The 24,724-nt window shown below is 57.8% G+C and carries 18 protein-coding genes; 3 read left to right on the forward strand and 15 right to left on the reverse strand.

All coding sequences use genetic code 11. The features are described 5' to 3' along the window. The first annotated feature begins 2 nt into the window (after nt 1-2). From HU749_RS26340 to darG, 3 genes are all read left to right on the forward strand, one after another. The gene (locus HU749_RS26340) at nt 3-1,142 is read left to right on the forward strand and encodes an SIR2 family NAD-dependent protein deacylase (protein ID WP_186651620.1); all 1,140 of its coding nucleotides are present in this window, start codon (nt 3-5) and stop codon (nt 1,140-1,142) included. Between the two features lie 131 nt (nt 1,143-1,273). Further along, nucleotides 1,274-2,194, forward strand: a complete 921-nt coding sequence (locus HU749_RS26345; RefSeq protein WP_186651622.1) for a restriction endonuclease — start codon at nt 1,274-1,276, stop codon at nt 2,192-2,194. Between the two features lie 76 nt (nt 2,195-2,270). Further along, a complete protein-coding gene (darG, locus tag HU749_RS26350; RefSeq protein ID WP_186651624.1) occupies nt 2,271-3,359 on the forward strand; it encodes a type II toxin-antitoxin system antitoxin DNA ADP-ribosyl glycohydrolase DarG in 1,089 nt (362 codons plus the stop codon). Between the two features lie 168 nt (nt 3,360-3,527). Here the strand turns inward: darG and HU749_RS26355 are convergent, their stop codons facing one another. The 15 genes from HU749_RS26355 to HU749_RS29505 all read right to left on the reverse strand — a co-directional run bounded on the left by HU749_RS26355 (nt 3,528) and on the right by HU749_RS29505 (nt 24,653). Beyond that, the gene (locus HU749_RS26355) at nt 3,528-4,352 is read right to left on the reverse strand and encodes a hypothetical protein (protein ID WP_186651626.1); all 825 of its coding nucleotides are present in this window, start codon (nt 4,350-4,352) and stop codon (nt 3,528-3,530) included. A 176-nt stretch (nt 4,353-4,528) separates the two neighbouring features. Then, nucleotides 4,529-4,942 (reverse strand): DUF6088 family protein, encoded by a 414-nt coding sequence (locus HU749_RS26360; protein WP_186651627.1) that lies wholly within the window; start codon nt 4,940-4,942, stop codon nt 4,529-4,531. 106 nt (nt 4,943-5,048) lie between these two features. Next, the gene (locus HU749_RS26365; protein WP_186651629.1) at nt 5,049-5,408 is read right to left on the reverse strand and encodes a DUF6124 family protein; all 360 of its coding nucleotides are present in this window, start codon (nt 5,406-5,408) and stop codon (nt 5,049-5,051) included. Nucleotides 5,409-6,127: 719 nt separating this feature from the next. Then, complete coding sequence (locus HU749_RS26370; protein WP_186651631.1) at nt 6,128-6,487, reverse strand: DUF6124 family protein; 360 nt, start codon at nt 6,485-6,487, stop codon at nt 6,128-6,130. A gap of 595 nt (nt 6,488-7,082) precedes the next feature. Further along, nucleotides 7,083-8,357 carry a glycoside hydrolase family 68 protein gene (locus HU749_RS26375; RefSeq protein WP_053189931.1) on the reverse strand — a complete coding sequence of 425 codons (1,275 nt, stop codon included), beginning with the start codon at nt 8,355-8,357 and terminating at the stop codon, nt 7,083-7,085. 582 nt (nt 8,358-8,939) lie between these two features. Further along, nucleotides 8,940-9,944, reverse strand: a complete 1,005-nt coding sequence (locus tag HU749_RS26380) for a hypothetical protein (protein WP_186651633.1) — start codon at nt 9,942-9,944, stop codon at nt 8,940-8,942. A gap of 227 nt (nt 9,945-10,171) precedes the next feature. After that, nucleotides 10,172-11,584, reverse strand: a complete 1,413-nt coding sequence (locus HU749_RS26385; RefSeq protein WP_186651635.1) for an aldehyde dehydrogenase family protein — start codon at nt 11,582-11,584, stop codon at nt 10,172-10,174. Beyond that, nucleotides 11,581-12,639 carry a homoserine dehydrogenase gene (locus tag HU749_RS26390; protein ID WP_186651637.1) on the reverse strand — a complete coding sequence of 353 codons (1,059 nt, stop codon included), beginning with the start codon at nt 12,637-12,639 and terminating at the stop codon, nt 11,581-11,583. The genes HU749_RS26385 and HU749_RS26390 overlap by 4 nt, the downstream gene beginning before the upstream one ends. 652 nt (nt 12,640-13,291) lie before the next feature. Continuing rightward, nucleotides 13,292-13,729, reverse strand: a complete 438-nt coding sequence (locus HU749_RS26395; protein WP_003205952.1) for an Lrp/AsnC family transcriptional regulator — start codon at nt 13,727-13,729, stop codon at nt 13,292-13,294. Between the two features lie 11 nt (nt 13,730-13,740). Beyond that, the gene (gene thrC / locus HU749_RS26400) at nt 13,741-15,105 is read right to left on the reverse strand and encodes a threonine synthase (protein WP_186651639.1); all 1,365 of its coding nucleotides are present in this window, start codon (nt 15,103-15,105) and stop codon (nt 13,741-13,743) included. Between the two features lie 20 nt (nt 15,106-15,125). Continuing rightward, on the reverse strand, nt 15,126-16,010 hold the full coding sequence (locus HU749_RS26405; RefSeq protein WP_003205954.1) for a LysR substrate-binding domain-containing protein: 885 nt from the start codon (nt 16,008-16,010) through the stop codon (nt 15,126-15,128). A gap of 58 nt (nt 16,011-16,068) precedes the next feature. Beyond that, entirely contained in the window at nt 16,069-17,499 is a 1,431-nt protein-coding gene (locus HU749_RS26410; protein ID WP_186651641.1) for an amino acid permease, read from the reverse strand. 134 nt (nt 17,500-17,633) lie between these two features. After that, nucleotides 17,634-18,887 (reverse strand): cystathionine gamma-synthase family protein, encoded by a 1,254-nt coding sequence (locus tag HU749_RS26415; RefSeq protein ID WP_003205956.1) that lies wholly within the window; start codon nt 18,885-18,887, stop codon nt 17,634-17,636. Nucleotides 18,888-19,408: 521 nt separating this feature from the next. Next, nucleotides 19,409-19,807 (reverse strand): hypothetical protein, encoded by a 399-nt coding sequence (locus HU749_RS26420; RefSeq protein WP_186651643.1) that lies wholly within the window; start codon nt 19,805-19,807, stop codon nt 19,409-19,411. 4 nt (nt 19,808-19,811) lie between these two features. Further along, nucleotides 19,812-24,653, reverse strand: coding sequence for an RHS repeat-associated core domain-containing protein (locus tag HU749_RS29505; protein WP_217870559.1), 4,842 nt, complete (start codon nt 24,651-24,653; stop codon nt 19,812-19,814). Nucleotides 24,654-24,724: the final 71 nt, after the last annotated feature.

The raw sequence follows: 24,724 nt of genomic DNA on the forward strand, positions 1-24,724 counted from the left end.
CCATGATTGTCCCCAAGGAAAGCTGGTGTCAACAGGATGGGCATACTGTCTTTGATCTATTCAGGGAGTTCAACGACTGGATCAATCAGGGCGAACTTGACCTTGATTTGCCATTACTTGAGAAACTTACGACGATAGGGCTATCCAGTCCCAGTAAAGCCTTCTACGCCGGAGACAAGGCGGCTTATGAGCAAGCGCTGAGGGCATATCGCCTCGCCAGACGTCAGGAGGCCCTGGGCTTAGAATACTTGATTGAGGCTTTTGGTCCCGATGATGGCCAGCATTGGTATGATCGCAATGAGCAACGTTTTAACCAGTTGATTGATCGTATTGTAGACGAAATGGTGGTGCCGTTTATCGGCGCTGGAATTTCAGTTGGGGGTGGCTTTCCTACTTGGGCTGATCATCTACGCCAGCAGGGACGAACGGCGGGTATTGCTGGGCAGCAAATTGAAACATGGTTAGCACAAGGTGAGTTTGAGCAGGTCATTGCACATATCGAGCAGGTGCATGGACGAGATGTATTCTCGCAGGAAATTCGCGACGTATTTGGGAAGCGCGGAAGCATTCAAAATATCACGCTAACGATATCTGAAATATTCAAAGACACGCTCATAACGACAAATTACGACCAACTACTTGAACAAGTTTTTGAGACCGGAGCACTTCCAGAAACTCAGATCATCAATGGGGTTACTGCAATGACAGCTCCTGACCCAAACAAAACAACCATCATAAAAATGCATGGCGATATCAAGCACCCAGCTCAGTGCATCCTCGGAAAAGCTCAATATGATCAGGCTTATGGCGAGGTAGAACTGGACTTGGATCGTGCCATACCAAAAATGCTGCGATATTACTTTACCAACAACAGCCTGCTTTTTATTGGATGCAGCTTAAACAACGACCGAACCATCCAGGTATTCCGTGAAATTAAAGCGCGAGCTGGCGATTATTCATTCCCACAACACTTTTCAATTGAGCAAACACCTGACTGCACCAAAAATCTGGTGGCGCGCAATGTCGAACTGGCCAGACTTGGAATTACTGCCATTTGGTATCCCCAAAAAAAGCACGAATACGTTGAGACAATTCTTCGCTGCATAAGAAATGAGCTAAATTACAAAAAAGCTGCTTTATAGCTTTCAGCACATAGCATATACAAAGTAGCTGGACTCTCTTCCGCGCGTATTGGGTGCACCTGTTTTAATCTCACAAGACTCTTACTCACGCGTCATTCTTATCCAGCACAACCTGCGCCAAAGGAGCCTTTATGTCTCTGCCCACCTACGATCAATTCATTGAGCCACTGCTTCGTTTTCTGGCTACTCAGCCTGAAGGCGCCCTTGCCCGAGACGCTCAGGAAGCAACTGCAAAAACTCTCCAACTGACCGAAGAACAACGACAGGAATTAATCGCCAGTGGTCAAGCCACCTATAAAAACCGCGCGGGCTGGGCTCATGACCGACTCAAACGTGCTGGTCTGTCCAGCAGTGCGAAGCGTGGCTATTGGAAGCTGACCGATGCAGGGATGACTTATGCCCAAACCAACGCAGCACCGCTGTCTCAGGATGAAGTGGAGCACTTAGCCATTGGTTACAAGGACGTGACACTGAAAGTCGCAGCTGATGCCGTTTTACTTGATGAGCCGGCTACTGGGGAGCCGGACGTCACTTCCGCCACCGCCAGCCCCGACGACCGCCTAGAACAAGCATTGCAAGAATTACGCGAAGCTACCGCCGCCGACCTGCTGGATAATCTCCTGCAAGTCTCCCCTAACCGTTTTGAAGTGATTGTGCTGGATGTGCTGCACCGTCTGGGCTACGGCGCGAGCCGCAATGACCTTCAGCGAGTAGGTGGCTCCGGCGATGCAGGCATCGACGGGATCATCTCGCTCGATAAGCTGGGGCTTGAAAAGGTTTATGTCCAGGCCAAACGTTGGCAGAACACTGTTGGCCGCCCTGAGCTGCAAGCTTTCTATGGAGCCCTCGCTGGGCAGAAAGCAAAGCGTGGAGTTTTCATTACCACTTCAGGTTTTACAGCCCATGCGATTGATTTCGCCAGATCGGTTGAAGGCATCGTGTTGGTGGACGGAAACCGTCTGGTAAATCTGATGATGGACCATGAGGTAGGAGTTACTTCGCGCTTGCTGAAGCTGCCAACATTGGACCGTGATTATTTTGACGATGAATGATGACGGATATCGAAAGCACGTAATTAGCTAGCTGAGCCAGGCTCAAAACTCATGCGCATCGAAGACGGCATTTCCAATGATCCAATTTACCCAAGGCAACCTCCTCGAGGCTGAAACCGAAGCTCTGGTCAACGCAGTGAACACCGTTGGCGTGATGGGTAAAGGTATCGCGCTGATGTTCAAAGAGCGCTTCACGGAGAATTACCGCCTGTACTTGGCTGCCTGCAAGGCTGGCGAAGTGGAGACGGGCAAGGTTCACGTGACGGCGGTCAGTGAGCTGGAGGGGCCGCGCTGGATCGTCAACTTCCCGACCAAACGGCACTGGCGCTCACCGTCGCAGATGGCGTGGATAACCGAAGGTTTGCACGACCTACGTCGCTTTCTGATCGAAAACGATGTGAAGTCCGTAGCGGTTCCACCGCTAGGCGCTGGCAACGGTGGTTTGAAATGGCCCGAGATTCGCGAGCAGATTGTTGAAGTCTTGAGTGATCTGGATGTCGACGTGCTGGTGTTCGAGCCTTCCAACCAGTATCTGAACGTCGCCAAGCGTAGCGGTGTGGAGAAGCTCACGCCTGCTGGTGCACTGATTGCCGAACTGGTTCGTCGCTATTGGGTTCTGGGTATGGAATGCAGCCTGCTTGAGATTCAGAAGCTGGCCTGGTTCCTCGAGCGCGCCATCGAAAAGCTGCCAAATACCGAAAACCCTCTGGATCTTCAGTTTGTTGCTCATAAGTACGGGCCGTATGCCAACCGGTTGGAGCATCTGCTCAATAACCTGGATGGCAGCTATCTGCATTGCGACAAACGCATCAGTGATGCGGGGATCAGTGATGTGATCTGGTTTGACGAGGGGCGCAAAGCCTTTCTGCAGACCTATCTCCAAACAGAGACCAAGGAGTACGTGCAAGCCTTGGAGCGCACTGCTGAGTTGATCGATGGCTTTGAGTCGCCCTTCGGTATGGAGTTGTTGGCGACGGTTGATTGGATGCTGAGTCAGGAAGGGGTTGCCCCGACCGTACCTGCCGTGCGAGAGGCGTTGAAGCACTGGGATGGTGGAGCGGGTGCTGCGACTCGTAAAAGCAAGCTGTTCGATGATCAAGCGCTTGAGATTGCGCTCAAACGGCTTACTTCCAGTAGTTTCAGGTTTGAAGTGTTGACCTGCTAGAGGACCAGCCTTTGCGGACTGGTAACGGCCCGCCCTATCGACGAGCAATTTGGTAGACAGTGCAAGAGATGCTTGCACTGGAAACGCTACCGAGCCCTGAAACCTACCACAACAATATCCAAGTTCAACTCGAGCGGCTCCTCAATGTCCGGAAAGTTGTGGCAACTCTTATTCATCAAGCACTGAAAAATCAAGACCAATGATGATCTCAGCTATATCAATCTCTTCCGCCTCACAGAAACACTTCAGATCGTTCCATATAGACCACGAGGACTCCAGCTGTGAAACCCCCACCATGGGGACTCCAAAGTCGTTTGTACCATTTTCAAAAGTGAATCCATGACTATCCAACACCGAAATAAGCTCTCTGATTGTTTGAGCGGACTGCCCCGTTGCAAGCTTAACCTCCACTACTGAAATTTCAATTGTCAATGGCACCCGACACTCTTCACCGCGCTTTACAATTACCAAAAAAAGCTCTCTGGCTGAGAGTGGGATTTTTTTGATCCTTTTTGCTATCCCCTCTACGTCCTTAAGTACGTATTCTAATTCTGCCTTCGAATGCTGCCAGCCCAAAGTCCGGTTGAGTTTTTTAAGATTTGCGGCTAGAACCATGTCAGCTAGATTTGTTTGATCGGAGATCTGCTCCAACATTAAACCCACAACATCGGAAAACCTTTTTTCATGTTCCGCTTTAAATCGTTTCATTTTGGCAGTTGGGAATTGATCTACGTCATTTGTTTCAATGTGATGATCGTAGCACATCAATGTCAAATTAGAGGCGTGCCTGCGTTGCTCGTTGGTCTGATCAGCATTGAAACGCTCACCTCCAGGCTCTGCCGCTTCGATATGGCAAATTTGAGCGACAAAAATACCTTTCGCATTGAAAAGCACTTTATTACAGCCGCTAAAGGAACAACGATTCCCCGACTTAAGATACAGTTCACGCAACGTGTTACGTGTTGGAGGAAGTCGCTTCGGTATTTCTTTCATTTTTTATACCAGTAACTTTATTAAAATCAAAGCCACCAAACTTGTAGGCGGCACTCATAAAACCTTTGACTTTCAAATTAAGACCAACCACCCCAACTACCGCCATCTCCGTTAGCAAATTGCTCAACACCACTATGCGTGCCCAATATCTGCCAGCACCGCATCGATTAACACTATCAGCTCAAACGTAATGATTTTTCAAAGCAAACGTAACGGTCGCCAAAACCGAGCTTTCGGTTGATGCGCCTTGAGCCTGTGTCAAAAACGATACCGGCGGGTAACTGCAAGCTGTCGCCGACATTGTATTCCTGCACTGCGCGCCCAGCCGTGACCTTTATACCGAGCTTCTGCAGAACCAGAGGCGCCAGGACTTCGAGTGGGCGAGCTGGGATCGGCTTACCCGTTAGAATACTAGGCTTTGCCTTCGCGAAAACACCCACGCCGAGCTTGACCAACACACCTTTGGCAATCAGATAACGCAATGCCCGGGATACCTGTGCGGGACTGCCGAAGCCGGAAAACTCGGAGCGCAGAAACACACCCTCCTTTCGCCGGGAGATCGACCTTTTAAGCCGCTGTTGGATAACCATGGCCCACCTCAAGAATCTAACAGCTCATCGCTCCGAGGTTTCGACTACAAAAAAGGCCTTGCTGAGCAAGACCTTTCTTCATACCTGGGGTAAGCGCGGCCCCCTGTTACCTCACCTCAATAATATCCAAAGCCCGATTCGCCAGCAGTTCACTCACCTCAATAACCTGCAAAATACCCAACGCAAAATGTCGTCGTGATCCCTCAAGACCAAACGCCAAATCACTGATCATGGCATTCGCCGAAGCCAGGTTCTCACTGAGATTGGCCAGCAGACATTCCGAATCAACATCAGGTGCGATACGGAAAATGGTGTTGGGCTTGTCAGACGTTTCCTCCTTCGGCGTAGGCTTCAGGTAGTAATCCAACGCCCGGTTGGCAGCGTCATCAAGCTTATTGTTACGAGAAGACTGAGCGCGAGACACATGCTCATCTGCAGTCGGAGGGTTCGGTGTAATTTTGACCATAGCCTTAACTCTCTTTGGTGAGGCCACGACCCTCTCGCTGCTAAACGAGTGGGTGGCAGCTGTGCGCGGGTTAGCAGACCGACGAGTTAAGAAATCGGCGCGCCCGGGGGCGCCCCACGCACAGCCACCATCAAGTACAGGGATGGGAATACCTGGCTGATGAAGCTTGATGCGACTCAACTCGACGGGCTGCTAAACCCGATCACTGATGGGCAGTGACAGGATCAAAACTACCGACGCCCTCCAAGACGCACAAGCCGGCGGATTCTGGCGTAGTTGTAGGCAATGGCGCAAGGCAACGTCAGCCGCCCCCAAGATTCAATCGCAAGAATAAACAACGCGCCTCCAACGCATCCAAACAAGCCACCACCCGTTGAGAGGATCAGCCGTAAGTCTTGAACTCATTATGATCGCGAGAAGCAACTGCATCAGTTTGGGCGGATAAAGAGCTGTTCGTTGCCGACCTGCGCTTCTTGCAAAGCACACTGCGGCAAGCGCCATCGACAATAGCGATTTAATAAACCAGTCCGCATAGTTACCGGCCTAGGGCGCTGCCGTGGTCATGATCTACATTAGCGATTAAATGAAATTCACAGCCAAAATTGAGCGACGAACCCTCGGTACTCCCATACCTGACGCCCACTGCCGCAAGCTCTCATAAAAAAAGGCCTTGCTGAGCAAGACCTTTTTTCCTCTCAAAGCGCGAATGCCTCGCCCTTCTACCTCACCTCAACAATATCCAAAGCCCGATTAGCCAACAGTTCACTCACCTCAATCACCTGCAAAATCCCCATCGCAACACGCCGTCGCGAACCCTCAAGGTCAAACGCCAGATCATTGATCATGGCATTCGCCGAAGCCAGGTTTTCACTGAGATTGGCAAGCAGACATTCCGAATCAACATCCGGTGCGATACGGAGGATGGTGTTGGGTTTGTCAGACGTTTCGTCCTTCGGCGTAGGCTTCAGGTAGTAATCCAACGCCCGGTTGGCAGCGTCATCAAGCTTATTGTTACGAGCAGACTGAGCGCGAGACACATGCTCATCTGCAGACGGAGGGTTCGGTGTAATTTTTGCCATCGACTTAGGTTCCTTAAGTGAGGCTGCAACCTCCTCGCGACTAAACGAGAGGGCGGCAGCTGTGCACAGGTTAGTCGACCGGTGAACCTAAGAATCCCGGCGCGCCCGGGGGCGCCCTGCGCACAGCCACCATCAATACAGGAACAGCACAGCCTGTCCGACGGGACTTGGTACGCCTTAGGTTGAGACGGGCGACTAAACCCGATCACTGATACTCAGTGACAGACTCAAACTACCGACGGGCCCCAAAACGCACAAGCCGGCGGATTCTGGCGTAGTTGTAGGCAATGGCGCAAGGCGATGTCGGTCGTGGCTGGTCTCGTGGAGTCACGATAAACAACTGGCCGAAATGTTGGCTGACACACCGCTATCGCGAGCAAGCTCGCTCCCACAGAGGGGCTTGTGCACATACGTCGCAGGGAAATGCATTCGCGACCGGCTGCATCCTTGCAGCCAGTCGCGAAGAGGGTTACGACGCGTTGTTCAATGGGGCTTGCGAGCGACGTCGCAATGAATCAGGCGGGATATCTCGATCATATCCACAACGGTTTTGTCATCGACCGCAAACCCGCTGCCTGAAACCCCGGTGTTGCTGTTACTTGAGGGTGACGTCGAGCATCGGCGGGATGTAACCGTAGTCGTACTCGGCCACCACGAACGTCTGCAGCCCTTTTATTTTCATGCCCACCGTGGGTGCCTCGGTGCCACCGACACGAATCTGCGTGCCAGTTTCGTCGGTCGGTACGCTGTCGATGAAGGAGGTCACCAGGCCGTTTGGCATTACATAGTGCGAGTAGGTCTGGAATGGCTGCGAGGACGGGTTACCCAGTACCAGGCCGGAACCGTTCAGCGGCACGTAAGGGCCGAACAGCGAGTCCGCGACGAAACCGTACACGCCGTCCGGCCCGGTCACACCGTCGGCATAGGTGAAGGTATGGCTGATCGTGAACAGGTAGTACTTGCCATCCTGGAACACGAAGTGCGGACGCTCGGTCTGGTCGTTTACCCCGACGGCGGTCAGCAGTGGCGGCAGCATTTCCCAGTCGTCACCGTCGGCGTCGCGGGCCACGGCGATGCCGACGCAGGCGGTCTGGAAGCGCGAGTTGCCGACATCTTCATAACCCGGCGGCACGTCGCCGATTTCTGCCTCGCCTACTTTGTGCGAGCCGCGCTCACCGGCCACGTTACCCTCGAACAGCATGTACAGCTTGCCATCTTTCGGGTCGCGGAAAGGCCATGGGTCGCGGAAACCCCAGAACGCGTTTTGTGCTTCGGTCTGATACATCTTGCCGTCTGCCTCGAACAGCGGCTTGACCTTCTCGAAGCCGACCATGCTGACACCGTGTTCAGTGGTCACTACCCGACCGCGCACCTTGACGATGGTCGCGCCCGGGGTGACGGCGGTGTAATACAGGTCCACTTCACCTCGGTCGTTCAACAGGATCGGCGTACCGGCCCATTCGCGAGCGGTCGGCGAAACGCCTTCGGCCATCACACGGCCACCGAATTCCCAGTTCTTGCCGGTGCGAGAAAACCAGTAGTACATCTTTGCCCGACCGTGACGATCGTTCCAATCGCGGAGGATGTCGTAGTTGCCGTCCTCGTCGAGGTACTGCGGGTCGTTTGGATGACGATCGGCCGTCAGGGTGAAGATCACCGACCAGCCATCGACGGACGTCACGTTACCGTCCAGGTCGCGCAGGGGCATGGTGTCCCAGATGAACACGTCGTTGTTCAGTACGGGGAAATCCGCGCTGACCAGTGGCTGCGTGGTGGTGGGGTCATCGGCCCGGACTTTCAACGCGTCGGCGCGGGTCCAGAGGCTGGGTTGATGGGGGGTTGCACCGAATTTTTCAGTGGTGGTTTTCATAAGGTAATACCTCGTCCATGAATGGATTCAAATAAATGATGCTTTAGAAATACTGTATGTGCATACAGTTAATCCACCTTATAGGGGGTTATGCATGCGGGTCAAGCATAAAAATGCATTTGTGCATAATTTGGTTTTTTCTTTCAGCTGATACGTTTCAGCCGTGAACGTTTGCAGAAGTTAGTTCTTGGGTAGATCGACGACGTTGCCTGCACGGTCGGTGCTCTTAACGCTACTCGGTGGAAAGCGCGCGTAACTGGGCAATGGGTGGAGGCAGTGCATAGGGGGATGGGGCAACTGAGCCTGCGCGTTTTGCGCAAAGACCAATGCAGGGTGGGGAGCCACACGGGGTTTAGATTTGTCGCCGTCGGCGGCATGAAGGGAAGCGGGTCGTGGTGAGCTGCTTGCGAGGTGGTGAGTCAGCGGTTTTGATGTTGACTGGTAAAGCGCTATCGCGAGCAGGCTCGCTCCCACAGTGGGGGGTGTGAAATGCCTGTTATGGCGGTGGGTCACGAATGCTCAGCCACTCAATACCCGGGGTAAGCGCGGCTCTGGATTTCACACATCGAGGTCAGGCTCGGTCTAGGCAATCGCGCAAACAAAACTCCTGACGCGGCCGGCTTCAACACCCAACAAGCCTATTTCGGTTTCATCAATGGCTTGGAGTTGAACCAGGTTCATGGCTTCGCGCCGGTAAACTGCACTGCCCTCTGAATCTGCATGAACCACATACCCCCCAGGCTTTACGCCTACACGAGCCTTGTCGAGAGCAATACTGGCCGAGACCAGGATATGGAAATCCAGGACGTTGTTCTTATGCAGAACCGTCGCGCCAATGAAATGTTCTGCGCATATTTCCAAAGCCATTTGCAGCCCATGGACCGCTGGGGTTTCCCGATAACTGCCCGGCATGAATATCTTATCTTCCCAGAACTGCGCGTTATTCAGTTCTTCCAGCCCATCGTTTCCTATGTTGGGGTAACGTTTATGCTGGTAAAAAACGTTTCCATTCCAAATGATGAAGCCTGTATTTCTAACGATTCCGTTGCCGGCTTCTGAACCATCTGTTTCGATTTTTGCGATCCGCTCCTTCGTAGCCCTTGCATAATCGCCATAAACCCCTTTGTTCATGCGGTCCCGCCCCGGGATTTCATTCACAACCGCATCTATTTCCGCACCATATTTTGCCTTGTTGATATTTCTGGTCTGCCCCCATGATTTCAACTGCTGGGTTCCCCTTTTCAGCTTCCTGGAATCTGGGCGCAACATTGACTTAAACCAAAGCGTCGTGCCTGGGACCAGTATCAGCCATGGATTTATCTTTGAAATATCTATCAATGTTGCCCGGATGATTTCTTTTTCTTCCTCCGAAATAAACGAGACAGGCATTTCCTTGGAGAAAAGATACTCGGGGGCAACGACAAGACAATAATCCAGTTGATGTCGATCGATATGTTTGGCGAAGGCCGTTCTCGCCATGTACAGCAAAGCCCCGATTCTAAGCTGTATGCAGAGAAGACTATTCTCGACGGGGACTCTTAATCTGCGTGTATCGAAGTCCCAGACCACCACCAGCACGTTCGGCATCCTTTCCTCCCGCCTGGCTGCTGAGCGGTGCCGCAAGCCGGGTTGGCCGCATTCGTGTGAGAAGGCACTTGGCGCATATTCCAGGAAAATTCAGCTTAGATGAGCCAGGACGATTTGGCCGACAGCCCCTGAAAAATATTTGTGAAACGCAAGAATCGAGGCTTTTTTGGATGCCGCAAAAAAAACGGGCAGGTGACCAACCTGCCCGATGCCAACGACCTGACCCATCAACCCAACGTATTCAAGCAAACCACCTTCGGCTGGGTCATTTCCTCATACGCAAACCGCACCCCTTCCCTGCCCAAACTGCCGTACTTGGAACCGCCAAATGGCATCGCATCAAACCGGAAATCCGACGAGTCATTGATCATCACGCCCCCCGCCTCGATCCGTCGCGCAGCGCTCATCGCGGTGCTGAGGTCGTTGGTGAAGATCCCAGCGTGAAGCGCGTATTCAGGTTCATTCGCCAACGCGATGGCTTCATCGAACGTGTCGAACGGCTGCAACACCACCACAGGCGCGAAGGCTTCGTTGCGCCAGAGTCGGCTGGTGTGGTCGACGTTTTCCAGGACGGTGGCGGCGTAGCAGGTGCCTTGGCGGCGGTGGCCGCAGAGTAAGGTGGCGCCTTGTTGCAGGGCTTCGTTGACGACCTGTTCGGCGTTCTGCGCGGCTTGTTGGGTGATCATCGGGCCGATGTCGGTGTTGGCGAGCAGTGGGTTGCCGACGACGAGGGCTTGGGCCTGGTTGACGAAGCGTTCGCGGAAGGCGGAGTAGATCGGTGCGTGGATGAGCAGGCGTTGGGTGCCGATGCAGTTTTGCCCGGCGGCCCAGAAGGCGCCGGAGACGCAGCTGTCGACGGCGGCGTCGAGGTTGCAGTCGCCCATGACGATGACGGGGGCGTTGCCGCCGAGGTCCATGGCGAGTTTTTTCAGGCCGGCGGTGCGGGCGATTTGTTCGCCGGTGACGAAGCCGCCGGTGAAGGAGATCATTCGCACGTCGCGGGCGGCGACCAGGGCTTTGCCCAGTTCGGCGCCGCCGGTGGCGACGGTGACCACGGTTTCAGGCAGGCCGGCGGCGACCAGATACGACACCAGTTTGAGCGCCGACAACGGCGCCAGCTCGGACGGTTTGAGGATCACCGCGTTGCCGCCAGCGATGGCCGGGCCGAGTTTGTGGGCGACCAGGTTCAGCGGGTCGTTGTAGGGGGTGATGGCGACGATCAGGCCCAGGGGTTCTCGGGTGAACCAGCCCTGGCGCGATTCGGCGCCTTCGTAGGCGTCGAACGGTACGATTTCGCCGGCGTTGCGCTTGGCTTCTTCGGCGGAGAGCTTGAGGGTGTTGACGCAGCGTTTGACTTCTTTTTCGGCCTGTTTGAGGGTCTTGCCGGCTTCGTCGACGATCAGGCGGGCGAAGGCTTTGGCGTCGCGTTCGATGTTCAGGGCGGCGTGTTCAAGGATGCTGGCGCGGCGATGACGTGGGAGTGCGGCACAGGCGCGTGCGCCACTGCGTCCGGTCTCGAGCAGGTGTGGGACTTCTGAGGCGCACACGTCGGCGACGGTGCCGACGATGCTGCCGTCAAATGGGTTGAGGACTTCGATGTGCGGTTCGACGACCGCCAGGGCCAGGCGCGATACGTTCACAGGTTGTGCTCCTGTTTGCGGGTTGCCGATTGGTGGATGTGAATGATGTCCGACAGCAGTGCGAAGGCGGTTTCGGTTCGGCCTGCGCCCGGACCGGAGACGGTGACGGCGCCGAGCAGTTCGCTGGTGAACGACACGGCGTTGGTAGCGCCGCTGATGCTCGCCAGTGGGTGGTCGTTGCTCAGCAGGCGTGGTTCGACGCTGGCGCTGATGGAGCCGTCGGCCTGGCGCGTGGCGGCGCCGATGAGTTTCCAGCGGGCGCCGTCGTGGCGGGCTTTTTCGATGTCGGCGAGGCTGAGGACGGAGATGCCGCGGCAGGTGACGTCGTTGACGGTGAGTTTGGCGTCCAGCAGTTCGTTGGCGAGGATCACCACTTTGAGGCGCACGTCATGGCCTTCGACGTCTGCCTTTGGGTCGGCTTCGGCGTAGCCCAGGGCTTGGGCCTGACTGACGGCTTCGGCGAACCCGAGGCCGCCTTCCATGCAGGTGAGGACGAAGTTGGAGGTGCCGTTGAGGATGCCTTCGAAACCGCTGATCGAGCTGCCGGCCAGGGACTGTTTGGCGAGGCGAATGACCGGGGTGCCGCTCATGACCGAACCTTCGTATTCGAAGGCGACATTGTTGCGCTGGGCCAGGGCTTTGAGCTCGGCGCCGTGCAGGGCGATGGGGCCTTTGTTGGTGGTGACCACGTGCTTGCCACGCTCCAGGGCCCAGCGGCAGAACGAGGTGGCGGGCTCGCCGTCCACCGGATTGGTGAAGGTGGCTTCGGCGATGATGTCAGCGCCGCAGTCTTTGATCACCGCTTCGTTGAGGGCATCGACGGTGCCGCCGGGCAGTTGGGCCATGGCGCCTTTGGTGGTGGGCAGTTTGGCCAGCAATGCGGCGTCGAGGCCGTGACGGTCCATCACCGAACCGAGAAACAGGTCGGTCACGCCGACGATTTTCAGGGTGAAGCCGAGTTCGGTTTTCCACTGCTGGTTGCGCTCGGCAATCAGTTGAGCCAATGCCCGGTTCACACCGCCGAAGCCGACTAGAGCTAGTTTGTATTCAGTCATTTTTGTTATGTCCTTGATCCGGGTGATGAGGTTGTTGGGATCTAGGTTAGGGGGGTGGGGGGTGGCAGTGAAATATGGCAATTTGCTCTATTTCTTGGGCGTTTTGACCAGGGGGTGGGCAAAGCGGTAGGGATGGAAAAAAGCCAACAGAATCGACTGGCTGAACACAGACCACTGTGGGAGCGAGCCTGCTCGCGATGGGGGCAGGTCAGGCAACATTGATGGTGGCTGGTGTACCGCTATTGCGAGCAGGCTCGCTCCCACAGTTTTTTTCAGGGTTTGGGCTATTGGTGTCAGGGCATGCATCTGCGCCGGCTTTTGTGGCGAGGGAGCTTGCTCCCGCTGGGCTGCGAAGCGGCCCCAAAATCATGCGGCGCGGTGGGTCAGGTTGATTGGGGTCAACCTGGTTGGGGCTGCTTCGCAGCCCAGCGGGAGCAAGCTCCCTCGCCACGGGTTTGGGGTGGCTGGTTTATTTGTGAACACCATCAGCGGCGGCGAGCAGGCGGGGCCTGGCCGAACACATTTCCCTATGGGAGCGAGCTTGCTCGCGATGGCGGTGGATCAGTCAGCAATAGGTTGACTGACATTCCGCTATCGCGAGCAGGCTCGCTCCCACAGGTACTTTGGTGCCAGCCATTATGGTGGTGAGGCTTCAGACCACCGACGACAACACAAACGACGTCACGGTGTTCTCCACCCCTGGCAACGCCGAGATCTCTTTCCACACCTTGTGCACCCGCTCCGGGTTCGCCGCGCCGACTCGCAGCATCAAATCAAACTCGCCGCTCATCACATCGCACTGCAGCACTTCCGGCATGGCTTGCAGGGCCTGCAACACCTCGGCGCCGCGCATGCGGTCGTAGCGGTAGACGAAGATCACGGCGTTGATGTTCGACGACGCGTGCGCGCCTTCCCCGGTGCGCACCGTGTAGCCCTGGATCGCGCCGTCGCGTTCGAGGCGTTCGATGCGTTGGCGTACGGCGTTGCGCGAGAGGTTGACCTTGGCCGCCAGTTCGGCGTGGGCGGCGCGGGCGTTGAGGCGCAGTTCGGCGATGATGCGTTCGTCGAGGGGGTCGAGAATTCGCTTCATGGGGCCTCCTGTTATAGGGCGCCGAGCAGTTGATGGAGGGCACCGAGGTCGTCCGGCTGGATGCGATGAATCTGCGCCGGGCCATGCTCGGAAACCGGGCGTTGTGGCGCCGCGATGTGGATCCCCAACTCGCCGAGCAACACCGCCGATTTGACCGGCGATATCTCGCCCAAGGTCACCATCGGCGCCACCAGGCTGCGCCGGTACAAGCGCGCCGCGAGCACGCCGGTGGCGGTGTGTGGGTCGATGACGTAGCCGGTGTCGCGATGCAGCGACGTGATCTCCTCCAGCGTCTGCTCATCGCTGACCGCGTACGAGTCGATGATCATCCGCGCCTGCAACCAAAACTCGTTGGCGATGGTCATTTCACCCTGGGTTTCGAAGGTGTGCATCAGTGCGCTCACGGCCTGGTCGTCGTGCCCATAGAGCTCCCAGAGAAACCGTTCCAGGTTGGAAAAAATCGACAAATCCATGGCCGGCGACAGGGTCTTGCTGGCGCGCAATCGCGAGTAGTGGTTCTTCAAAAAGAACTGATGCAGCGCGTCATTCTGATTGGTGGCGACGATCATCTGCGTGATCGGCAAGCCCATCTTCTGCGCGATGTAGCCGGCATAGACTTCGGCAAAACTCGCCGCCGGCACGCTGAAGCCAATGGGCCGCTGACCGCCGCCCAGTTGCAGCACGGCGTGGAAATAAAACACCAACTGCGCCATGACGCTGACCCAGTTGCTGGAATTGAAACTGATCGCCTCATGCTGTCGGAACAGTTGGGTGACCAGGGTCTGGCATTCATCGAAACTGCCATCGACGGCCACTTGATGAACCCGCGGATGGGCCGTCGCTTGCAGGTCTTGAAGCTGGTCTTGGGGTACGCCGGCCTCGGGATAAATCACCACCACGTCGGTCTCGTCGCAGTGCTTGAAGGCCTCGATGGCGGCCAGGCCGGTGTCGCCATTGGTGACGCCAATCACCACGGCGCGACGCCCGCGTTTACGCAGGAAGTACTGCACCAGCCGCGCCTGCAATTGCGCGGCAAAATCTTTCGAGGAACGGGTCGGCCCGTGGAACAACTCCAAGACCCATTCGTTGCGATCCACCTGATGCAACGGCGCCAGGGAGCGATGACTGAACTGGCTGCCGGCCTCCTTGAGCACCCGCTTGAAGTCGGCCTCGGGGATCGCCTCGCCCACGAACGGACGCATTACTCGATAGGCCAGTTCGTCGTAGGACAAGGTCGACCAGTTGGCGATGTCCTGGGGTTCGAAGTGCGGCAATGTGACGGGGACAAACAGGCCGCCATCCTCGGCGATGGCCGACAGCACGACTTTTTCGAAATCGACCTGCACGGCGGAATTTCGGGTACTCACATAGCGCATGGTCAACTCCGTAAAACAGTTCATTTAAAGCGATGCGCCTGCTCCACCAGCCAGGTGGAAAACCGCGCCGCGTCCGGGTGCTGCTCGGCCCCGGAACTGCGTACAAGGTAAAACGATTCGCTGGCTTCGATGCGCTGGGCGAAGGGTTCGACCAGGCGTCCGTCGCCGAGCATGTCACTCACCATCGACGACCGCGCCAGGGCGATGCCCTGCCCCAGTTCAGCCATGCGCAAGGTGCAGACCAGCGTGTCGAACTGCATGCCGGTCGAGGAATCGACGCTGTCGGCACCGACCATTTTCAGCCAGTAGCCCCAGCCCTCTTCGTAGCCCAGCACGTGCAGCAATGGATGCTTGGCCACGTCCGCCGGCACTTTCAGCGTCGCCATCAAGGCGGGCGAGCACACCGGGAACAAGGTGTCCCAGGTCAGGCGTTGCGACACCAGGCCGGGCCATTGGCCGTGGCCCCAGCGAATTTCCATGTCGTCTTCGCCATCGAGTTCCTTGACCCAGATGTTGCTGATGTAGCGAATGTCGACGTGCGGGTGCGCCTGGCGAAAATCCACCAGTTTCGGTGCCAGCCAGTGCACAAAAAACGCCAGGCTGCCGCGCACCTTGATTGGCCGGCGTTTGTGCTGGCCGAAGATTTCGTTGGTGCCCACCGCCAGTCGCGTGATTGCGTCCTGCACCACCGGCAGGTACGCCTGGCCTTCCTCGGTCAGGCCCAGGCCACGGGGCAAGCGCTTGAACAGCGCCACCCCCAGATGGCTTTCCAATTGGCGGATCTGCTGGCTGACCGCGCCCTGGGTCAAAAACAGTTCGTCGGCGGCATGGGTGAAGTTCAGGCAGCGGGCGGACACTTCAAACGCCCGCAGCCAGTTCAACGGGGGCAACGTTTTTTGCTTCATGGTCTTACCTCGTTAACCCCCACGCACCGGGCACGTTTGCCCGCCCCGTCGACGCGCCTTAGAACGCGTCGGACGGTTGTGCCACGAGGGCAACCGACAAGCGTCGCTCGCGGCTTTTGCGGGTAATGTAATACACGAAGTAACACCAGGCGATGAACGGCAAACCGAAGTACAGCGCCACCCGCTGCTCAGGGTCGAAAGCGATCCCGATACACGCCAGGCTGCAGCACACCAGCGCCCCCAGCGGCACCCACGGATAACCGCGAACGCGGAACTTGAGGTGGCGAATGTCGCCGCCGTTGGCCACATAGTGACGGCGGAAAGCGATCTGGCTTGCGGCGATGCTCATCCACACCACCACCACAGCCAGGCCGGAAATCGACACCAGCGCCAGGTAGATGGTGTCGGCGGCAAACACGCTGCTGAGCAACGACGCCGCGCCGCCGGCCATGCTGACGATGATCGCGTTGAGCGGCGTGCCCATGCGGGTCAGGGCCGAGAACTGCTTGGGCAGGTGGCCTTGGTCGCTGAGGGTCCAGAGCATCCGCGAGGCGGCGTACAACCCGGAGTTGGCCGCCGACAACAGGGCGGTGATGATCACGAAGTTCATGATGTCGGCGGAGTACGGAATGCCGATGTAGGTGAACACGGTGACGAATGGGCTCTCGACCAGACCGGCTTGCTCGCGGGGCAGCAAGGTCGCCAGGACAAAAATGGTCCCGACGAAAAACACCGCCAGGCGCAGTACCGTGGTGCGGATGGCGCGTGGCACATTGCGTTGCGGGTCCTTGGTTTCACCGGCGGCGATGCCGATCAGCTCGGTGCCGGAGAATGCGAAGGACACCGCCAGCAGCGTCATCGCGATGGGCATGAAGCCGGTAGGAAACAGTCCCTCTCGGGTGAAGTTGCTCAAGCCGATGCTGTGGGCCTGATCAATGTTCAACAGGCCGAGAATCGCGCCACCGCCGATCAGCAGGAACATCACCACGGTCAGCACTTTGATCAACGACAGCCAGAACTCGGTCTCGGCGAACAAACGCACCGACACCACGTTGGTGAGGAACACCACGCCGGCAAACAGCGCGCTCCAGATCCACACCGGCGTGTCGGGGAACCATCGGGTCATGAGGATGCCGGCGGCGGTGAATTCGGAACCGATGGCCACCGTCCACGTCAGCCAATACAACCAGGCCACGGTGTAACCGGTGCCCGGCCCGAGAAAGCGCGTGGCGTAGGTGCTGAACGAACCGGTTTCCGGCATCTGCACCGCCAGCTCACCGAGGCACATCATCACCATGTAGACCATGAGCGCGCCAATGATGTAGGCGATCACCGCGCCCATGGGGCCGGCCTGGTTAACGGTGTAGCCGGAGGTCAGGAACAGGCCGGTACCGATCACGCCGCCCAAGGCCAGCATGACGATATGGCGCGTCTGCATTTCCTGCTTGAAGCCGGCCCGCGTACTCGTTTGTTGTTCTGTTATGGACATGGTTGTTCTCATGAAATGTCAGGGCGCGCATCTACGTCTGCGCGAGTAAGACAAGCGCCGCTGAGCTTTTATTATTATTCCTATTCATGAACGCCCCATTCACAGCCTTGTTATGGGGTACCAACTTTCAAACTTCAGTTTGCGGTCTCGATGTGGACTTCATTGAGTTGCGGATTGAGGGTCTTTTTGACGAAGGCGAAGGCCTGTTTCAGATCGTCCAATAGATCGTCCGTGTCTTCGATGCCGACCGAAACCCGCACCAGGCCTTCGGAGATGCCCAGGGCCAGGCGCTCTTCCAAGGTGTTCTCGACATGGCTGGTGGTGCGGGCCGGGCCGTAGATGGTTTCCACTGCGCCCAGGTTGCCGGCGCAATGGGCGAAGCGCAGGCGTGGCAGCAGCAGCTTGACCGTGTCCATGCCGCCGACCAGGACAAAACTGACGATGGCGCCGAAGCCGGACATCTGCGCGCAGGCCACAGCGTGGTTCGGGTGGCTGGGCAAGCCTGGGTAATTGACCGCCTCCACCAGCGGTTCGGTGCAGAGGAATTCGGCCAGGGCCCGGGCGCTGTGTTGTTGCTGACGCATGCGCAGTGCCAGGGTCTTCATGCCACGGATGATCAGGTAGGCCGAGAACGGGTCGAGGCTCGCGCCATTGATTTCCCGGTAATGCCGCACCTGGGCCATCAAGGCTTCGCTGCCACACACCAGGCCACCGAGCACATCGCCATGGCCGCTGAGGAACTTGGTCGCGCTATGAATCACCACGTCCACCCCCAAGGCCAGCGGGCTCTGGTTCAGCGGTGTGGCGAAAGTGTTATCCGCCACGACCACGGCGCCAACACGCTTGGCCGCCGCCACCAGGCGCGGGATGTCGAGGATTTTCAGGGTGGGGTTGGTGGGGGTTTCCAGGTACAGCACCTGGCAACCTTTGGCGATTTCACGCTCCAGATCGTCGTGATCGAAGGTCTCGCACAAGGTCACCGCCACGCCGGTGCGCGGCAGGAACTCTTCGAAGATCTTGTTGGTGCCGCCGTAACTGTCCTTGGTCGACACCACACGATCGCCGTGGGCCAGGAAGGTGTAGAGCACGCTGCTGATCGCCGCCATGCCGCTGCTGAAGGCCACGGCGGACTCGGCCATTTCCAGCTCGCGAATCTTGGCTTCGAGGGTCTCGACGGTCGGGTTGCTCATGCGGCTGTAGATAAAACCGGGGGCCTTGCCCAAGGCGACGTCGTACCAGACGTCGATGTCGTCGTAACCGTACGCGGCGCTGGCCACGATAGGGGTTTGCGTGGCGTTGTAGGGGTGCCTGACTTGCTCCCCACCCCAAACCGCCCGGGTTCCCGCGCCGGCATTATCAAGCCCTGTGCTGTCAGGTTTATTGTTCATTGAGGCTACTCACACTGAGGGGGTGGACGTTGAGCCATCCACCGGATCTGAGGGCCAATATAGGGAAAAGCCGCGCGCCCGAGAAACGATGTTATCGGTGCCAAAGGGGTGGTTTTTTTAATGGCTGAGTGCGAAGCAGCAACCTGCAAGTCACTGATAAACCTGTGGGAGCGAGCTTGCTCGCGAAAGCGGTGGGTCAGTCACTGAGGGGTTGAATGTGCAATCGCTTTCGCGAGCAAGCCCGCTCCCACACTGGAATCGTGGTGGCGTCGAGAATGCGTAAGCGCCTGCTCTACAGGCGACCGTTGACTTAAAGGCTGTGTGAATCATCGTGGCGAGGGAGCTTGCTCCCGCTCGGCTGCGCAGCAGTCGTAAACCTACCCGGCCACCGCGTTGAATGGCTTTGGGGCTGCTGCGCAGCCCAGCGGGAGCAAGCTCCCTCGCCACAGGTTCAGCATTTTTTCAGACGTCCAGGGGCTTTCGATCAACACCCAAGACACTGATGAACCTGTGGGAGCAAATCACGAACCAGCGCCCAAAGACTGCAACCAGCGCTGATGGTAGTCAGCCTGCTCTGTAATATCGTTGGTTAAGTCTTTATCTTCATAATCAAAAATATTGACTATGTTATTTTTACCTGCCGATTCTCCCCAATGAACTTCGTAAGCAACTACGCCTCCAGCCATTTGCGAAGACATTCGCGAAGGGTACACATTAACTTTGGCTCCCTTGCATAAAAACTTTACATTCGGAAAGTCTCTCCTAACCATTCCTAAGCACAAATACAAATCCGACGCCGTGTAATTTTTCACTAATCCATCTGGCATCGTTACGGTCATAGCCATAGTTTTTCGATCACACTCAAAAATTGCGCTTTTAACGGCGCCGTCAATTTCAATCGCAACTTCTCTAGAAGTCATATCCTCACCTGTCAAAATTGGGCATTGAGTAGCCTACATAGGATCCATCTTCATTCACTGGCGTTGCCCCTACTATGTCTTTCCTATCAACTCCTCCAGGCACAGCTATTTCCACTTCCTTTCGATGCGGCGACATCAAACCCAGTTTTTTATTCACATCAATACCCGGCACATTTTTTAACACGTATACATATCCTGACTCAAATCCATAACCAGTCGCGAATTTTATTGCCTCTGCCTTTGAAGTGGTTGTACTTACATAAATACTAGGTGGACTTCGATTATCTTTAGCATGCAAAAATAGATCGGTACTAAATCCTAACGGTTCGAATCCTGCCTCAAATATTTCCCAAGGCTCTCGTGAGTCACCTCGATAGGTATAGATATCTTTTGGCTTGGCTTGAGGGAGCTTCGACTCCCCCTCATCCACCCCAACCTTAACCGCCGGATCCTGCTCCCCAACCGCCGACCTACACCCACCCTTCCCCGGACAATCCACCAACCCCAACGGATCCACCCACCCCGTCGGGTTCAGGGTGTACCGGTACCCATTGAACCCACCCGCCAACTTGCTCGGATCAGGCGTCAAATAGCGGCCAGTCTCGGGATTGTAGTAGCGGTGCCGGTTGTAGTGCAGGCCGCTTTCCGGGTCGAAGTATTGGCCCTGGAAGCGCAGCGGTTGTTCCAGCTGTTCGCCGCCGCCGTGCTGGAGTTCGGTGAGTTGGCCGTAACCGTTGTAGCGAGCCGACCAGACGACCTGGCCGCTGTGGCTGGTCAGTTCCTGGGGCGTGCCCAGGTGGTCGAGGTGGTAGTAGAACGGGCAGGCCTTGAGGCCTTCGCCATCGAGCATCGCCAGTGGGCGGAAGGTGCCGGGTTCGTAGACGTAGCTGCGGTGGTGGCGCGGGCTGTTTTCGGCGACGACCTGGTCGCCCTGCCAGAAAAACTCCGTGGTCAGGCCATCCACGGTCTTGCTGATGCGTCGGCCGAAGACGTCGTAGCGGTAGGAGGTTTCGCGGCCATCGGCCGTGGTGACGCCGATCAGGCGGTGCTGGCTGTCGTAGCGATAGGCGCTGACCAGGGCCTGGCCGCGGCGTTCGCGGATCAGGTTGCCGAAGGCGTCGTAGTCGTAGTGGCGGTCGCCCTCCTTCAGCAGGCGGTTGCCCTTGAGGGTGGTCGGGCCGGGGCGGTCCTGCATCAGCAGGTTGCCGGCCGGGTCGTGGCAGAAGTGCTCCGGCGGTTCGCTGTGGGAAAAATCGATGCGGGTCAGGCGATCCAGCGGGTCGTACTGGTAGCTGCGGCGGCTTCGGTTGTCGGAAAGGGTCTGCAGGTTGCCCTTGGCGCTGTAGGCATAATCGCGCCAGAACAGTTGCTGCTGTTGGCTCTGCCACACGGTCTGGGCCTTGAGGCGGCCCTGTTCGTCGTAGTCGTAGTCACTGAGCAGCCGGCCTTGCTGGCGTTGCCGTTCGCGTCCGCCGACAAAGCGGTGTTCGGTCAGGCGTGAGCCGTTGAGGTCGATGGCGGTCAGTGCGCCACCCGGGGCATGGTGGTAGTCGAGTTGGCTGTCGTCCGGCAGGCGCAGGTGATTGAGGCGTCCGCAAGCGTCGTAGCGATAACGCAGGGTGCCCCAGCCCTGGTGCTCGCAGACCAGCCGATCCTGGGCGTCGTACTCGAAGGCCAGCGGATGATTGCTGCCGTCGTTGACGTGGACCAGCCGGCCCAGTTCGTCGTAGCGGTATTCGACGGCCTGGCCGTCGGGCAAGGTCTTGACCCGCAGCCGCCCGGCCGCGTCGCGCTGGTACTGGGTGAGCCGTTGCGAACCGTCCTCGCCGTGCTCGGTTTTTTCCAGCAGGTGGCCATTGAGATCATAGGCGTAGGCGGTGCGTTGGCCGTCGAAGCCGACTTGCTGTCGGATCAAGCCGTTGGGCGTGTAGTCCAGCTGATATTTTTCGCCGGATTCGTTTTCGATTTCGGTCAGCAACAGCCGCGCCGAGTCGTAGCGGTATTTCAGCTCGCTGCCGTCGGGGTTCAGGCGGCGGCTGACCAGGTGCAGGTCGTCGGCGTATTCGTAGCGGGTCAGACGGCCCTGTTCATCGCGTTCGGCGGTGACCTTGCCGTAGGCGTTGTAGCGCCAGGTCCGGGTGGCACCGTTGGGCAAGGTCACCTGCAGCAGGCGGCCGACGGCGTCCCATTGGTAGTGCGTGAGCGCGCCGTGTTCGTCCTGGCGGCTGAGTAAACGCCCCAGGGCGTCGTAGGAAAAACACCGGCGACTGCCGTCGGGCAGGATCTCTTCGGTCAGTTGGCCCAGGCGACTCCAGGTGAAGCGATGTTCGCCGCCGTCCGGGTCATACGTCGCCAGCAGTTGCCCATGGGTGTCGTAGGCATATTCCGTGCGCCGGCCGTCCGGGTCGATGAGGACGATCACGTCCCCCCGGGCATTGCGCCGGTAGCTCCACACGGCCTTGCCGCGCGCGCAGGTGTGCAGGAAACCGTTGCGGTATTCGTAGGACGTCGGCGTCTCGTCCGAGGGAAGCAGCGCCACCAGCCGTCCGACGTCGTCGTAGCGGTATTCGGTCACGGCGCCCAGCGGGTCCTGCTCGGCGATCAAGCGACCTTGCTCGTCGTAGGCCTTGAGGTGCTCGCCGCCGTCGGGCTCGACCTTGCGCACCAGCCGCGCCCGGTCGTCGTGGACATACACCTCCTGGCTGCCATCCAAGTGCCGGACCGTGACGCTGCCGTCTTCGCCCCAGGTGTAGCGGCTGTCCATCTGTGCAAACGAGGCCCAATGCCGTACGCAGCGAGACGCCGGCCCGAGGCCTTGCCACTCCCAGTAGAAGCTCGCCCCGCCGGCCAGTTGCCGCTGGAGGATGACGTGCTGGTCGTCGTAGTCGTAGCGTTCGCTTTCACCGGCGGCATTGGTCGCTTCGATCAGTCGCAAACGTCCGTCGTAGCGGTAGGACACCAGCGTCTGTTCGGTCCGCCAGGCTTCGTCGAGGGTGATAGCGGGATGGAAGCTCTGGTAATCGACGGCGATCAGGTACCGCTGCTCGTAACGCAGGCGCAGGGCGCGCCCGGCGCCGTTGTCCAGGCGGCAGATGTCGCCGTGGATGTTGCGCTGGACGGTCAGGCGGTTGTCGTAGCGGTCGCTGAGGGCGCTCAGGTGGCCGTCGCGAAAGTGCAGGAATGCTGCGCCGTCACCGGGTTGCGCAACGATCAGTTCATCCGCCTCGGTGCCCAGGTAGATCGCCGCGCGGGCCAGGCTGTTGTGGATCGCCGGACGCTGGGCGCTGGGCAGCGGAAAGGTCGTGCGGCGGTTTTCCTGGTCGACCCAGGTGACCTGCTCGCCCTTGAGCTCCAAGCGATGGGCCAGGGCATGGCTCCAACCGCGCCCGAGGCCGACATCCAGGTCGGCGGCGCTGGTGCGGTACAAACGGGTGAAGACGAACGGCAAGCGGCCATCGAGGGTGCCATCGTCGAGGGTCAGCAGTTCTTCGCCGGTGACCATCGACACCGGGCAGCCGCTGGTCTGGGTCTGGGACGCGGTGTCGGCGGGGTCGCCGTTGGGGTTTTTCGATTGGGTGGGGGCGTCGTCGTGGGGTTCGTATTTACTCAGTCGCGTAGATGCCTGGGATTTTTCCCGCACGATCGGAGCCGGGTTGCTGACCGATAGCGGCGCGGAATCCCCAGTGGCGATCTGTAACGGTCTGACAGGCGCCGGCCCCACCGACGGTCCTTGGCCGGCGATTACTACTGGCTTCAGTACATCGGCATGTTTGTTGAGGCTGTCGCCGCCAAGTTGGCCCAAACGCTGGCTCGATGCCTGCAACCACTCGCGGGCGCGTTCCGAGCGGACATGGCGCAACACTTTGCCGCTCATACGAAGCCCAACGCCCAGCCCACCGGTCACACGCGCCAAGAGGAAGTTGATCAAAATCGAGGCGCGCATTTCCCCCAGGAGTTCGGCCAGGTACTGCGGCGGCAGCATCCGCAGCCAACCGATGAACGCCGCGGTGTAGACGAAGAGCAAGGGCTCGTCGCTGAGGATCATCAGGCCTTTGGCAATTGCCTCCGATGAGGCTTTCAGCAGTTGCTCAAGCTCAGTCTCGGTGAGGTATTCCAGCAGTTTTTCACTGTTGGCCTGTAGATCCGCCAACAGATCGAAGACCTGTTTTACGTCGTCCCATAGCCCAAACAGGGCGTTTTCAAAGCCACGTAGCTGGGCGTCCTGCAATGCGTTGAAGCGCTTTACAAAACCGCTCTCGGAAGACGCCTTCCACAACGGTTGAAACTCGCTCCATTCCGCTTTCAGCCAACCTTCGAGCTCGACGATCTCGCGCTGGTAGGACGCGTATAGCGCCTCGACATGATCGCTCGTGATATTTGGAAAGAAACTGATGCGGTAACGCTGGCCGCGGTCGCATTCGGATATTTCCAAAATGCCGCTGGGGCCAATGACATGAGGGATCGGATCGCCAAAGATTTCCTTCCCCCACTCGTCTTTAGTGATCGGTTCCAACACCACTGGTGTGTCGCCGATCGGCACGAAACGCGAGGCTTGGAACATGTGCACCAGCGTCAGCGGGCCTTGTGCCGGACACCTCGCCACCACGGCGCTGACCTGCTTGCCATCGTCCTTCGCGGGTGCGAGCGACACCTCCTGGCCAACTTTAAACACCTGCTTAATGTCCAGCGTCCGATTGGTCCAGAATCTTTCCGCCCAACTGTCGTAGTCGCCCAGGCAGCGGCGAAAGTCCTGCAGTACTTCCTCGACATCGGGCGAGTTCATGGCGGCCAAGACCAGCGAACCGATGGCGCCGGTTAATGACGGGATCTTGTCAGGGAACTTCATGCAGGCAGCTCGCGGCGCAGGAGTGGGCGCGAGACTCTGCCTGCGATGGCGAGAGAAATAAGTCAGGAAAA

The sequence above is a fragment of the Pseudomonas ogarae genome, assembly GCF_014268695.2.
GTDB lineage: Bacteria > Pseudomonadota > Gammaproteobacteria > Pseudomonadales > Pseudomonadaceae > Aquipseudomonas > Aquipseudomonas kilonensis.

What these genes read in the sequence shown, in the direction of transcription:
- HU749_RS26395 (WP_003205952.1), bottom strand. Translation starts at nt 13,729, where the DNA reads ATGAAGCGAATTCTCGACCCCCTCGACGAACGCATCATCGCCGAACTG.
- HU749_RS26370 (WP_186651631.1), bottom strand. Translation starts at nt 6,487, where the DNA reads ATGGCAAAAATTACACCGAACCCTCCGTCTGCAGATGAGCATGTGTCT.
- HU749_RS26340 (WP_186651620.1), top strand. Translation starts at nt 3, where the DNA reads ATGATTGTCCCCAAGGAAAGCTGGTGTCAACAGGATGGGCATACTGTC.
- darG (WP_186651624.1), top strand. Translation starts at nt 2,271, where the DNA reads ATGATCCAATTTACCCAAGGCAACCTCCTCGAGGCTGAAACCGAAGCT.
- HU749_RS26345 (WP_186651622.1), top strand. Translation starts at nt 1,274, where the DNA reads ATGTCTCTGCCCACCTACGATCAATTCATTGAGCCACTGCTTCGTTTT.
- HU749_RS26390 (WP_186651637.1), bottom strand. Translation starts at nt 12,639, where the DNA reads ATGACTGAATACAAACTAGCTCTAGTCGGCTTCGGCGGTGTGAACCGG.
- HU749_RS26405 (WP_003205954.1), bottom strand. Translation starts at nt 16,010, where the DNA reads ATGAAGCAAAAAACGTTGCCCCCGTTGAACTGGCTGCGGGCGTTTGAA.
- HU749_RS26360 (WP_186651627.1), bottom strand. Translation starts at nt 4,942, where the DNA reads ATGGTTATCCAACAGCGGCTTAAAAGGTCGATCTCCCGGCGAAAGGAG.
- thrC (WP_186651639.1), bottom strand. Translation starts at nt 15,105, where the DNA reads ATGCGCTATGTGAGTACCCGAAATTCCGCCGTGCAGGTCGATTTCGAA.
- HU749_RS26420 (WP_186651643.1), bottom strand. Translation starts at nt 19,807, where the DNA reads ATGACTTCTAGAGAAGTTGCGATTGAAATTGACGGCGCCGTTAAAAGC.
- HU749_RS26380 (WP_186651633.1), bottom strand. Translation starts at nt 9,944, where the DNA reads ATGCCGAACGTGCTGGTGGTGGTCTGGGACTTCGATACACGCAGATTA.
- HU749_RS26355 (WP_186651626.1), bottom strand. Translation starts at nt 4,352, where the DNA reads ATGAAAGAAATACCGAAGCGACTTCCTCCAACACGTAACACGTTGCGT.
- HU749_RS26375 (WP_053189931.1), bottom strand. Translation starts at nt 8,357, where the DNA reads ATGAAAACCACCACTGAAAAATTCGGTGCAACCCCCCATCAACCCAGC.
- HU749_RS26365 (WP_186651629.1), bottom strand. Translation starts at nt 5,408, where the DNA reads ATGGTCAAAATTACACCGAACCCTCCGACTGCAGATGAGCATGTGTCT.
- HU749_RS26415 (WP_003205956.1), bottom strand. Translation starts at nt 18,887, where the DNA reads ATGAACAATAAACCTGACAGCACAGGGCTTGATAATGCCGGCGCGGGA.
- HU749_RS29505 (WP_217870559.1), bottom strand. Translation starts at nt 24,653, where the DNA reads ATGAAGTTCCCTGACAAGATCCCGTCATTAACCGGCGCCATCGGTTCG.
- HU749_RS26410 (WP_186651641.1), bottom strand. Translation starts at nt 17,499, where the DNA reads ATGTCCATAACAGAACAACAAACGAGTACGCGGGCCGGCTTCAAGCAG.